General features: G+C 42.7%; 14 protein-coding genes. 13 read left to right on the top strand and 1 reads right to left on the bottom strand.

Annotation, left to right across the window (positions count from 1 at the left end):
• Positions 1-12: 12 nt before the first annotated feature.
• The 13 genes from flhF (at position 13) to IMPJCBKJ_RS19460 (ending at position 12,028) form a co-directional block, all read left to right on the top strand.
• Positions 13-1,494, top strand: coding sequence for a flagellar biosynthesis protein FlhF (gene flhF, locus IMPJCBKJ_RS19520; RefSeq protein ID WP_166341680.1), 1,482 nt, complete (start codon positions 13-15; stop codon positions 1,492-1,494).
• The gene (locus tag IMPJCBKJ_RS19515) at positions 1,487-2,347 is read left to right on the top strand and encodes a MinD/ParA family protein (protein ID WP_054553259.1); all 861 of its coding nucleotides are present in this window, start codon (positions 1,487-1,489) and stop codon (positions 2,345-2,347) included. The genes flhF and IMPJCBKJ_RS19515 overlap by 8 nt, the downstream gene beginning before the upstream one ends.
• A 26-nt stretch (positions 2,348-2,373) precedes the next feature.
• On the top strand, positions 2,374-3,084 hold the full coding sequence (locus IMPJCBKJ_RS19510; RefSeq protein WP_054562345.1) for an RNA polymerase sigma factor FliA: 711 nt from the start codon (positions 2,374-2,376) through the stop codon (positions 3,082-3,084).
• 40 nt (positions 3,085-3,124) lie between these two features.
• Positions 3,125-3,508 carry a chemotaxis response regulator CheY gene (gene cheY, locus IMPJCBKJ_RS19505; RefSeq protein ID WP_016708035.1) on the top strand — a complete coding sequence of 128 codons (384 nt, stop codon included), beginning with the start codon at positions 3,125-3,127 and terminating at the stop codon, positions 3,506-3,508.
• 17 nt (positions 3,509-3,525) lie between these two features.
• A complete protein-coding gene (locus IMPJCBKJ_RS19500; RefSeq protein WP_138599034.1) occupies positions 3,526-4,293 on the top strand; it encodes a protein phosphatase CheZ in 768 nt (255 codons plus the stop codon).
• 15 nt (positions 4,294-4,308) lie between these two features.
• Positions 4,309-6,600 carry a chemotaxis protein CheA gene (locus tag IMPJCBKJ_RS19495; RefSeq protein ID WP_166341678.1) on the top strand — a complete coding sequence of 764 codons (2,292 nt, stop codon included), beginning with the start codon at positions 4,309-4,311 and terminating at the stop codon, positions 6,598-6,600.
• A gap of 62 nt (positions 6,601-6,662) precedes the next feature.
• On the top strand, positions 6,663-7,823 hold the full coding sequence (locus IMPJCBKJ_RS19490) for a chemotaxis response regulator protein-glutamate methylesterase (protein WP_054553256.1): 1,161 nt from the start codon (positions 6,663-6,665) through the stop codon (positions 7,821-7,823).
• Positions 7,816-8,580, top strand: a complete 765-nt coding sequence (locus tag IMPJCBKJ_RS19485; RefSeq protein WP_054553255.1) for a flagellar motor protein — start codon at positions 7,816-7,818, stop codon at positions 8,578-8,580. The genes IMPJCBKJ_RS19490 and IMPJCBKJ_RS19485 overlap by 8 nt, the downstream gene beginning before the upstream one ends.
• 6 nt (positions 8,581-8,586) lie before the next feature.
• On the top strand, positions 8,587-9,546 hold the full coding sequence (locus IMPJCBKJ_RS19480) for a flagellar motor protein MotB (protein ID WP_138599031.1): 960 nt from the start codon (positions 8,587-8,589) through the stop codon (positions 9,544-9,546).
• Between the two features lie 11 nt (positions 9,547-9,557).
• Complete coding sequence (locus IMPJCBKJ_RS19475) at positions 9,558-10,328, top strand: ParA family protein (protein ID WP_054553253.1); 771 nt, start codon at positions 9,558-9,560, stop codon at positions 10,326-10,328.
• 2 nt (positions 10,329-10,330) lie between these two features.
• A complete protein-coding gene (locus IMPJCBKJ_RS19470) occupies positions 10,331-11,089 on the top strand; it encodes a chemotaxis protein CheW (RefSeq protein ID WP_055020708.1) in 759 nt (252 codons plus the stop codon).
• Between the two features lie 21 nt (positions 11,090-11,110).
• Positions 11,111-11,608: a chemotaxis protein CheW gene (locus IMPJCBKJ_RS19465; RefSeq protein WP_054553251.1), complete on the top strand. Its 498-nt coding sequence runs from the start codon at positions 11,111-11,113 to the stop codon at positions 11,606-11,608.
• Between the two features lie 15 nt (positions 11,609-11,623).
• Entirely contained in the window at positions 11,624-12,028 is a 405-nt protein-coding gene (locus tag IMPJCBKJ_RS19460; protein WP_054553250.1) for a DUF2802 domain-containing protein, read from the top strand.
• Between the two features lie 17 nt (positions 12,029-12,045).
• Here IMPJCBKJ_RS19460 and IMPJCBKJ_RS19455 read toward each other — a convergent pair whose 3' ends face one another.
• Positions 12,046-12,354, bottom strand: coding sequence for an EscU/YscU/HrcU family type III secretion system export apparatus switch protein (locus tag IMPJCBKJ_RS19455; protein WP_054553249.1), 309 nt, complete (start codon positions 12,352-12,354; stop codon positions 12,046-12,048).
• Between the last annotated feature and the right edge of the window lie 5 nt (positions 12,355-12,359).

The following is a 12,359-nucleotide window of genomic DNA, read 5'->3' as shown; positions in this document are numbered from 1 at the left end:
AGGGGTTGAACCATGAAAATTAAACGTTTTTTTGCTAAAGATATGCGCACTGCACTGAAAGAAGTGAAAGATGAGTTAGGTGTTGATGCGGTTATTATGTCGAACAAAAAGCTTGCTAACGGCGTTGAAATCGTTGCAGCTGTTGATTACGACAAAGCAGCCCCGAAAGCCGAAGCTAAACCAGCAGTGGCACAATCAGCACCTGCACCACAGCATAACTTTGTTAAACCTGAGCCAATGCGTGCTAAACCTGAGCCGCAAGCGAAAGTTGCTGATAGCCTACAAGCGTTACTTGAGCGTCAAGCCCCACGCCCTCGTTCGCCAGAGCTTGCGTCAATGTTTAGTCAATCTGGTATTGATACGAGTGAACACTATCAACCAAAAGAGCCAAGCTTTGAGCAGCAACAGCCTGAATATAAGCAAGCTCCTCGTTATCAATCGCAGGCAGCACCTCGTGTACAAACTCAAGCACATAGCTTAGGTTTTGATGACGATTTAGATTCTGGTTTTGATGATTTAGATTCACCAGCCGAGCACAAAAACTCAGCACCTGCGAATCAATCAGAAATGACGACCATGCGGGAAGAAATGAATGCGATTCGTCAATTACTTGAACACCAAGTATCTGGCTTAATGCAACAAGATATGGCTCGCCGCGATCCGACTCGTGCATGTATGATTGACCGCTTAGCGGGTATGGGCATTGAACGTGATGTTGCTGAGCAAATGGCCTGTTTCATTCCTGACGACGTATCACGTCAACAAGCGTGGCAAGCATTACTGCAAATGGTTGAAAACCAAATGCATACAACGAATAACGAAATCCTACGTCAAGGTGGTGTATTCGCATTAGTGGGCCCAACGGGTGTTGGTAAAACAACGACTGTTGCGAAATTAGCTGCACTGGGTGCACAAAAATATGGTGCTGATAAAGTGGCGTTGATCACCACTGATACATATAGAATTGGTGCCTACGAACAATTGGCTACTTATGGTCGTATTATTGGCTGTGGTGTTAAGCAGGTAAAAGATGCGAATGAATTAGCTGAAGTGCTATACCATTTACGTAATAAGCGTCTAGTATTAATAGATACAGCGGGTATGAGCCAACGTGATTTACGTTTAACTGAGCAATTAAACACCCTAATGCGTAATCAGCGTGTTGATATTCGTAGTTATTTAGTATTAAGTGCGACAGCACAGATAAATGTGTTGCAAGAAACCGTAAGACACTTTAAAAAGGTTCATCTAAGTGGCTGTATCTTCACTAAATTGGATGAATCTTTAAGTTTAGGTGAGATTATTAGTATAGCGATTCAAAATCGCCTGCCAATAGGGTATCTTACTAACGGTCAGCGTGTTCCTGAAGATATTCGCGTAGCGAATGCTGAAAAACTAGTGAAAAAAGCTGAACAATTGTATTTAAAACGAGCAAAAGCACAACATTCACGACGTCAAGCAGTAGCGTCGAACACAGTAGGGATGTATGATTAACACAGTATTAGATCAAGCAAGCGGCCTGCGCAAAATGAATCAAAATAATAATAGTGGCGTTAAAGTTATCGCTGTGACTGGCGGTAAAGGTGGAGTGGGTAAAACCAATGTTTCACTCAACACCGCAATCGCATTAGGGCAGCAAGGAAATCGTGTATTAGTACTAGATGCCGATTTAGGTTTGGCAAACTGTGACGTGATGCTTGGCCTTCGTGTTGAACGTAACTTATCTCATGTTTTGTCAGGCGAGTGTGAGCTTGACGAAATTCTCGTTGAAGGTCCTGCAGGTATAAAAATTGTACCAGCGACGTCTGGTTCGCAAAGCATGGTGGAATTAACACCATCTGAGCATGCAGGTCTTATTCGCGCTTTTAGCGAGTTAAACACCGAGTTTGATATTTTAATTGTCGATACCGCCGCAGGTATTTCTGACATGGTATTAAGCTTTTCTCGTGCAGCCCAAGATGTTGTTGTGGTTGTATGTGATGAACCTACCTCAATTACCGATGCTTATGCGCTTATTAAAGTGCTTAGCCGTGAGCATGGCGTATATAAATTTAAAATTGTTGCTAATATGGTGCGCAGTTTGCGTGAAGGGCAAGAATTATTTGCTAAACTTTCAAAAGTAACGGATCGCTTTTTAGACGTTTCAATGGAGTTGGTAGCTACCATTCCTTATGACGAGAACATGCGTAAATCTACGCGACGCCAAAAGGTGATTGTTGAATTATTTCCAAACTCACCAGCTGCGGTGGCGTTTAAAACATTAGCAACAAAAGCAGTTAAGTGGCCGATCCCTAATCAACCTTCTGGCCATTTAGAATTTTTCATTGAAAAACTAGTAAACGGCTAACTATGACAACATCGGTGAATAAAGCGATGGGATATCAATCAGCACAAAACTTAAATGCGATTGTTGAAAAACATGCCTCTTTAGTTAAAAAAGTGGCGTGCCATCTAATTGCTCGTTTACCTGCCAGTGTCCAACTCGATGATTTAATTCAATCAGGCATGATAGGCCTAATTGAAGCATCAAAAAACTTTGATGCTAGCAAAGGGGCTAGTTTCGAAACTTTCGCTGGAATTCGTATTCGTGGTGCGATGTTAGACGAAATTCGTAGAGGTGACTGGGCACCACGCTCAGTTCACCGAAATGCTCGCCTTGTGGCTGAAACCATTTCCGAATTAGAAAGCACGCTAAATCGTGAACCTAAAGATACAGAAGTCGCTGAAAAACTTGATATAACGCTCGATGAGTACCATCATATTCTACATGATGTAAATTCTAGTAAAGTATTAGGTATAGAGGACTTAGGCGTTGATGAAGACGTGATTACACCTGTAGGTCAGGATTTAGGACTAGACAAACCGTTTAATAACGTTAAAAATGAGCGGTTTAACCAGTCTCTATTAACGGCTATCCAATCGTTACCAGAAAGAGATGCACTTGTTTTGTCTTTGTACTACAACGACGAAATGAACTTAAAAGAAATAGGACACATACTCGATGTTAGTGAATCGCGTGTGAGTCAGATACATGGTCAGGCGATGATTAAGCTCAAAGCAAAAATCAATGACTGGATTAATTAGTAGTAAGTAAATATAGGTTCAAACCTCACCGGAGGATGTTTTGGATAAAAACATGAAAATTCTTGTTGTTGATGATTTTTCTACAATGAGACGTATCATTAAAAATCTATTAAGGGATTTAGGTTTTACCAATGTGCAGGAAGCTGACGATGGGTCAACAGCATTGCCAATGCTACAAAATCAAGAATTTGATTTTGTTGTAACAGATTGGAACATGCCAGGTATGCAAGGCATTGATTTGTTAAGAGCAATTCGTGCTGATGATAGCCTTAAGCATATTCCTGTATTAATGGTGACAGCTGAAGCGAAAAAAGAACAAATTGTTGCTGCTGCTCAAGCGGGTGTTAATGGCTATATCGTTAAACCATTCACTGCTGCGACACTTAAAACCAAATTGGAAAAAGTGTTTGAACGTTTAGGTTAATCTAAGGGGAGAGGCTTATGTCAGCACTAGCTGCGCCTCAAATAAGTTTAGAGCAAGCTCGTCAACTTGTTGAGTTTCTTGAAAATGGTGAACAAGAAAAAGCTGATCAGCTGATACTTGAAACAGCATCAAAAGAACAATCAGAGCTGTTTGCTGAAATCGGTAAACTGACGCGACAATTACATGAAGCGCTAAAAAACTTTGATCTAGATACTCGTCTTTCAGATTTAACTACCGATGCGATCCCAGACGCTAAGCAGCGCTTAAATTATGTTATGGAAATGACAGAAAGCGCCGCTAACAAAACCATGGATGCAGTTGAAGCTAGTTTACCTATAGCGCAACAACTTGCAGATGAAATAGCGACGATTAAACCAACGTGGGATCGTTTAATGAGCCGAGAAATAGAGCTCGGTGAGTTTAAAAAGCTATGTCATAGCTTAGATAATTTTATGAATAACTCGCATACTAAAACCGATGAGCTACAGGGCTTGATGACCAATGTGCTGATGGCACAGGACTATCAAGATTTGACGGGGCAAGTAATCCGTCGCGTCATTGAGTTAGTGCGAGAAGTAGAAGACAGTTTAATTAATCTCTTAACTGTGTTTGGCAGTCAAGAAGATGGTCATCAACAACAAGAAAAACAGGCCATAGAAAAAGCACCTGCGACAAGTGATACACTAGCAGGTCCTGAAGGGCCGATTATTGATAAAGACTCTCGTGATGATGTTGTCTCAGGACAAGATGAAGTCGATGATCTATTATCAAGTCTGGGCTTCTAAGAGGAGAGTAGCTGCATGAGCTTTGAAGTCGATGAAGATATTTTACAGGATTTCCTTGTTGAGGCAGGAGAAATCTTAGAGCTTTTGTCAGAGCAATTAGTTGAGCTTGAGAACAATCCCGAAGACAAAGATCTCTTAAACGCCATTTTTAGAGGCTTCCACACTGTCAAAGGCGGTGCAGGCTTTTTAAGCATGACTGAACTTGTTGATGCGTGTCACGGTGCAGAGAATGTTTTCGATTTATTACGCCAAGGTGTTCGCAGTGTCACTCCTGAGCTTATGGATGTTATTTTACAAGCTCTGGATACCATCAACGAAATGTTCGCAACGATTCAAAATCGTGAGCAACCAGAGCCTGCAGATCCTGCGCTTCTAGACGTTCTTCATAAATTAAGCCAACCACCTACAGCGGAAGAGCTTGCAGGTGAAGATGTATCAGTAGCAGACGATGTAGCAGTTGCACCTGAAGAACCTGCTGTTGAAGAGGCTGTTGTTGATGCACCTGAAGTAACAGCTAACACGGCAGCAGACAATATTGATGAAGATGATCCATTTGCGTTTGATATGTTGTTTGATGGCGGCGGTCTTGCTGATAGTAAGGCAGAACCACAGAATATTGATGAAATTACTGAAGATGAGTTTGAAAGCCTCCTCGATGAATTACATGGTAAAGGTCAAGGGCCAGCAGCGGCTGCTCCTGAAGCTATTAGCAGTGATAGTGATGATATCACCGATGATGAATTCGACAGTTTATTAGACGAATTACATGGTGTTGGTAATTTTGGTGAAGTAAAACAAGAAAATATAGCCAAACCTGAAACAGTAAAACCTGCACAACCAACTCCTCAAGCACCAGCAGTAGATACTACAAGCAGTGACTCAGACGATGAAATTAGCGATGACGAGTTTGAGGCGTTGCTTGATGAATTACATGGTAAAGGTACAGCTCCACAGTCTTTAGAAACGGCTGCGCCAGAAAAAGCGCCTGAACCACCTAAAGCTGAACCTGCAAAACCGGCACAGCCTGCAGCATCAAAACCGGCACCTACTCCTAAGCCTGCCGCAGCTGCACCTAAACCGGCTCCAGCTCCTGCAAAAGCACCAGCTGCTTCTGCTGCACCGAAAAAAGCGCCACCACCACAAGCTGAAACAACGGTTCGTGTTGATACCAAGCGCTTGGACGAAATCATGAACATGGTGGGTGAGCTGGTATTAGTACGCAACCGTTTGGTTAGCCTTGCAAATAACAGTAACAGCGAATCAATGGGTAAAGCCATCTCTAATTTAGATGTGGTAACTGCAGACCTGCAAGGTGCGGTGATGAAAACCCGCATGCAGCCAATTAAGAAAGTATTTGGCCGCTTCCCACGCGTTGTGCGTGACTTAGCTCGCAGCTTGAAAAAAGACATTAACCTGCAGCTGGTTGGTGAAGAAACCGATTTAGATAAAAACTTAGTAGAAGCGCTTGCCGATCCGCTCGTGCATTTAGTTCGTAACTCGGTTGACCATGGTATTGAAATGCCAGATGTGCGTGAAGCCGCGGGTAAACCACGTACCGGTACAGTCACTCTTTCTGCTTCGCAAGAAGGCGATCATATCTTATTGACCATTCGTGATGATGGTGCAGGTATGGATGCTGAGAAGTTGAAAAAAATTGCTATCAGCAAAGGTGTGATTGATCACGACCAAGCAAGCCGCTTGTCGGATACCGAAGCTTACAACTTAATTTTTGCGCCTGGTTTCTCAACCAAAGAAGAGATATCTGATATTTCAGGCCGCGGCGTCGGCATGGATGTAGTAAAAACAAAAATCACCCAGTTAAATGGCTCTGTCAATATTCAGTCAGAGCTGGGTGTAGGTACTGTATTAGAAATCAAGGTGCCATTAACACTGGCTATTTTACCGACTCTTATGGTTATTGTTGGCGAGCAAACATTTGCTTTACCACTTGCTGGTGTGAGTGAAATTTTCCATCTTGATTTAACTAAAACTAATGTCGTTGATGGTCAACTGACAATAATTGTGCGTGAAAAAGCGATCCCGCTTTTCTATTTACAACATTGGTTAGTAAAAGGTGCCAACCGCCAAGAGCGTAAAGCTGAAGGTCACGTAGTTATTGTGCAAATCGGTACTAAACAAGTGGGCTTTGTGGTTGACTCGTTAATTGGCCAGGAAGAAGTTGTTATCAAACCTTTAGATGCCTTATTGCAAGGTACGCCAGGCATGGCTGGTGCGACAATTACTTCTGATGGTGGGATTGCATTGATCCTCGACGTACCTAGCATGCTTAAACACTACGTTGGCTAATAATAAATAATAAAGTGCAGCGTTTAACTGCACTTTAAGTGATATAAAACAAGAGAGTGCCAATGGCAGTCAAAGTATTAGTTGTTGATGATTCAAGCTTTTTTCGCCGCAGAGTCAGCGAAATTTTAGAGCAAGACAGCAATATTCAAGTAATTGGTTTTGCCGTAAACGGTCGTGAAGCGGTCGATAAAGCCCGTGAATTAAAACCTGATGTAATTACTATGGATGTTGAAATGCCGGTTCTTGATGGCATTAGTGCCGTGAAAGAAATAATGGCAGCAACACCGACTCCTATTTTAATGTTCTCATCACTCACCCGTGATGGCGCAACAGCAACCCTAGATGCATTGGATGCTGGGGCCCTTGATTTTTTACCGAAAAAGTTCGAAGACATTGCACGCAATAATGAAGATGCAATCGCGCTTTTACAAAATAAAGTAAAAGAAATTGGTCGCCGTCGCATTTCTCGTTTCTCGCGCCCAGCACCTATTTCGAGATCAACTCCGACTCCTACACTAAGAAGTAGTGGCGCTACAAGCAGTAACGGTATTGTCCAGCCTGATCGCAGTTTTAGCCGTCCTGCTGCTGCAAGTTCGCCGGCTGCATCGTCATCGAATACGAGTAATATTCGCGCTTCGGGCAAGAAATATCAATTGGTTGCTATCGGTACATCAACCGGTGGACCTGTGGCACTGCAAACAATTTTGACTCAGCTGCCAGCTAATTTCCCACATCCTATTTTGCTTATTCAGCATATGCCAGCTGCGTTTACGCCAGCTTTTGCTGCAAGGCTAAATGGCTTATGCAAAATCAATGTTAAAGAAGCGCAAAATGGTGACCGTTTAGTGCCTGGCACCGCTTACTTAGCGCCAGGTGGCCAACAAATGCTAATAGAGGGGCGTGGTGGTTCTCGCACTCTGCGAGTATTTGAAGACGATAGTCCGCGTATTACTTACAAGCCGAGTGTTGATGTGACTTTTGCAAGTGCTGCAAAAACCTTCGGCGGTGATGTGCTAGCTGTAGTATTAACGGGCATGGGCGCAGATGGCCGTGATGGTGCGCGTATGCTTAAGCAAGTCGGTGCGACTATTTGGGCGCAAGATGAAAAAACCAGTGTGGTGTATGGTATGCCACAAGCTGTTGCTAATGCCGGCTTGGCGAGTGAAAGCTTAGCGCTTGCAGATGTTGCGAATCGTTTAACGCGTGAGACTGGTTGTGGATAAACTGTCTTTCCTTGGCTTAATTGTCGCAGTAAGTGCCATCGCCTTTGGTTATGCATTAGAGGGCGGGGTTGTTTCTGCACTGTTTAATGGTCCTGCGCTTATCATCGTGCTTGGTGGTACGCTTGGGGCTGTCATGCTTCAGACCCCAGCAAGTGTTTTTACTAAAACACTTAAGATCAGTCATTGGGTGTTTTTTCCGCCGTATCACGATATTGATGCAGCCATCGAGCAAGTAAAGCGTTGGTCACATAAAGCACGTCAAGAAGGTTACTTAGCCCTTGAGTCGGAAGCGCTGTCGCACTCAGACCCGTATGCGGCAAAGGGCTTGAGTCTACTTGTTGATGGGATTGATGAGCAAAAGCTTAGAGATACGCTTGAAATTGATTTAATGCTTGAACGCGAACGCTTACTCGAGGTAAGTCGAGTTTATGAAGCTATGGGCGGTTATAGCCCTACAATCGGTATTTTAGGTGCAGTACTCGGTTTGATTCAGGCTATGCAATTTATAACGGATCCTGAAAAACTGGGTGCCGGTGTTGCTACAGCGTTTATTGCCACGATTTATGGTGTTGGCCTAGCGAACTTATTATTCTTGCCAATGGCGAATAAACTTAAGCAGCAAGTGGAACAAAAAATGCTGTATCATGAACTACTTGCTGAAGGCATTATTGCTATTTCGCAAGGTGAAAGCCCACTAAATATCGAACTAAAACTTGAGGCGTACCGTGTAGAGCGCCCAAGCTTAGTTGACGAGTAATTTATTATGATGCGCCGTCGTCTGCGTCATAACACGTCAAAAAACCAACATACTGAACGCTGGCTTGTCTCTTATGCCGATTATATGACCATCATGTTTGCTTTTTTTGTGGTCATGTATGCGATCGCAATTAGTAAAAATGAAGATTTTCAAATTCTCTCAGATTCACTAGAGCAGGTGTTTGAAAAGTCTGCTCGTCAGCAACAACAGGTTGGCACTGGGGTTAACGGCACAGGCATACTAACTGACAGAGTCAGCCCTGAGAACGACATTCTATACGGTGAGAGCATTCGTAAAGATGAGCAAGGCCCTGAATTACTCGATGGGCAAAGCGAAACCAGCAATATTGAGAAAAAACATCTCGGCAAGCCTCTCGACAGCTTACTTACTAAATTACAGTCTGCGCTCATTGATGAAATTCGTGATGGCGAAGCAAGTTTAGAGCTTCATCAAGATTGGCTCATCATTGAATTAAGCTCTGGTATGTTGTTTTCATCGGGCAGTGCTGTTGCACAGCAGCGTGCAAAACAAGTTGTTAGTTTAGTGAAAGATATTATTGCACCAGTTGATAATTACATTCGTGTGCGTGGTTATACCGATAACGAAGGTATTCGTAACGAGATGTTTCGCTCTAACTGGGAGCTATCTGTAGCGAGGGCGACATCTGTCCTAGTTGAGCTTGAGAGTTTAGGTATTAACCCTGCGCGTATGGCTATTGAAGGTTACGGGCAATATTCACCTTTCGCAAGTAATGACACTGAGCAAGGACGCGCAGAAAACCGCAAAGTGGTTGTTGCGTTGTCTAAATATGGTTTACCACCACAAGAGCCAGAAAACGCAGAACAAGAGTCACAAAACCAACCGCAACAGACGACAGAAATTGAGTTGCCAAGCGATGATAACAGCATTAAAGTGATTCAATTACCACATGGTGGAATTAGGATTACCACGCGCAATGAACAATAATAAGGTGTGATGTGAAAGTTTGGACCGTAGCGAATCAAAAAGGTGGGGTAGGGAAAACAACAACAGCCGTTAGCCTTGCTGGTATTCTCGCTTTACAAGGAAAACGCGTGTTACTTATTGACACCGATCCGCATGCATCATTGACTTATTATTTTGGTATAGATTCAGAAGACTTAGAAGTCAGCGTGTATGATATTTTCGCGCGTGGTAACAGCATGGCCAGTGAAGAAATTTTGCAGGCTCTATGTCCATCAACACTTGAAAACCTAGATATCTTACCTGCGACGATGGCAATCGCGACGCTTGATAGAAGCATGGGCAATAAAAATGGCATGGGCTTAATACTAAAAAAAGCGCTTGCCAAAATTAGCGACCATTATGACTATGCAATTATTGATTGCCCGCCTGTTTTAGGTGTTTTGATGGTCAATGCTCTTGCAGCTAGTGAGCGAATTTTAGTACCAGTACAAACAGAATTTTTGGCCTTAAAAGGGCTTGATCGTATGATGCGCACCATGGAGCTGATGCAAACATCGCAAGCAAAACAGTACCAATATACAATTATTCCTACAATGTACGATAAACGTACTAAAGCATCACTTGAAGCTTACAAGACTCTGCAGGATAATTACAAAGATAAAGTATGGTCAGGCGTGGTTCCTGTCGATACAAAGTTTAGAGATGCTAGTTTAGCACAGCAAGTGCCGATTCAATTTTGCCCGCGTTCGCGTGGCGTTTTTGCCTATCGCGCCCTGCTTGATTACTTAGTTGCACAAGGTTAAAGATGAGTAAGCATTTATTTGCCAATGAAAAAGTGATGACCCAATATTTGGGCGCTTTGTTGTGTGAAGATGAGCCTACAGACCAAAATCTTGAGCCAGTCGCAAAGCTGCTGGAGCAGGTTAAAGAGCCTGAAACTAAGACAGAAGAAAAGCTGACAGACGTTCAGCCTACTCCAGAACCTGTTTTACCACCCCCAGAACCGACTAAAGAGCTTGAGAAAACCGAGAACCAAGCTAATATCAAAGATATAGTCGCAGAACCTAAAGCTGAACTGGTTGCAAAAACCTCGTCTGATCGTCAAGAAGACTATTTTGATGGTGAATTTCAGGCATTATTCTTTGAGGTTGCAGGGTTAACCCTTGCTGTACCGTTAAAAGCATTAGGGGGAATTCATCAGCTGGCAGAGGTTAACCAATTATTTGGTAAACCAAAATGGTTTAAAGGTGTCATGCTAAACCGTGAAGAAAAACTAAATGTTGTTGATACTGCACGTTGGGTTATGCCAGAAAAGTATGATGAAAAATTAGAACAATCATTAGATTATCAGTATTTAATCACCTTAGGTGACAGTCAATGGGGATTATTGGCTGAAAAGCTCGTAAATAATATTACGCTTCGTAAAGAAGATGTAAAATGGCGAGCAAAATCAGGTAAGCGGCCTTGGCTTGCAGGTGTTATCAAAGAGAAAATGTGCGCCTTGATTGACGTTGAAAATTTAAATCAATTGCTAGAGCAGGGCTTAGACAGCCGTGAGCAGTAACTATTTTTACGGAGTAATAGCATGAGTGAAGAAAGACTACTGTCAGCAAATAAAAACGCTGATAGCAACGATGAAGTGTTACAGTGGGTAACCTTTAAACTTGAAGAAGAAACGTACGGCATTAACGTAATGCAAGTACAAGAAGTACTTCGCTATACCGAAATTGCTCCTGTGCCAGGTGCGCCTTCTTATGTGTTAGGTATTATTAACTTACGTGGTAATGTTGTTACTGTTATCGACACGCGTGCACGTTTTGGTTTAATGGGTGCTGAGGTCACTGATAACTCTCGTATCGTTATCATTGAAGCTGAAAAGCAAGTGATTGGTATTTTAGTCGATAGTGTTGCTGAAGTGGTTTACCTACGTAGCTCTGAAATTGACAGTGCGCCAAATATTGGCACAGAAGAAAGTGCTAAGTTTATCCAAGGTGTATCTAACCGTGATGGTGAGTTACTGATCTTGGTTGATCTTAATAAGTTATTAAATGACGATGAGTGGGACGAGCTAAGCGCACTATAAGCGTTTGGAAATTATATGCTGTTATACTCTTTGTTTGGTGCCTCAATCTTACTTGTATTAGTGTGTTTGGGGCTTATTTTTGTCAATAACAATAAGCAAGCGGCGGCGATTCAAGCTAAGCAAAAACAGTTACAAGAAGCTCAACAGCAATTGAGTATTTTACGTAGCGAAGTGGCTGAAATGCGAGCTGGCATGCTAAGTATTGGCAAACGTGTTGTTGCTGTTGAAGAAAAAAGTAAAGAGCTTGAACAGCTACAAGATGCACAAAAATATGATGATCCGAATGCGAAAATTTATTCGCGAGCGGTTAAAATGGTTGAGCTAGGCGCTGATTTAGAAGAAATAATTCGTGAATGCGAATTACCCAGAGCCGAAGCTGAGCTACTCATGTCACTTCATAAACAAAAAGGCGCCGAATAGGCGCTTTTTTATTTGAGCTAAGCTTTGATGTTGAGCTTACCTTGAAAGTCTTGCCATCCCGGTGGAAACTTACCACGTAATACGTACGAAAAAGCAATTAATTCGGCAATAACATAATAGAGCTCTTTCGGGATTTCTTCACCTAACTCAAGATGCGATAAGGTTTGAGCTAAGTCCGCATCTTGATGTATCAAAATGCCTTTTTGCTCAGCAAGTTTGACGATTTCTTCAGCCAATTCACCAAAGCCTTTACTGGTTACTCGTGGCGAGCTACCCGCTTCGTAGAGTAAGCCAATTGCTGATTTATGCACCGCTTGTTCACTCATAAAAA

Source organism: Pseudoalteromonas sp. MB47, assembly GCF_011319765.1.
GTDB classification, from domain to species: domain Bacteria; phylum Pseudomonadota; class Gammaproteobacteria; order Enterobacterales; family Alteromonadaceae; genus Pseudoalteromonas; species Pseudoalteromonas simplex.
The sequence above is the reverse complement of the archived record's forward strand: the minus strand, read 5'-3'. Positions and strand labels throughout refer to the sequence as shown.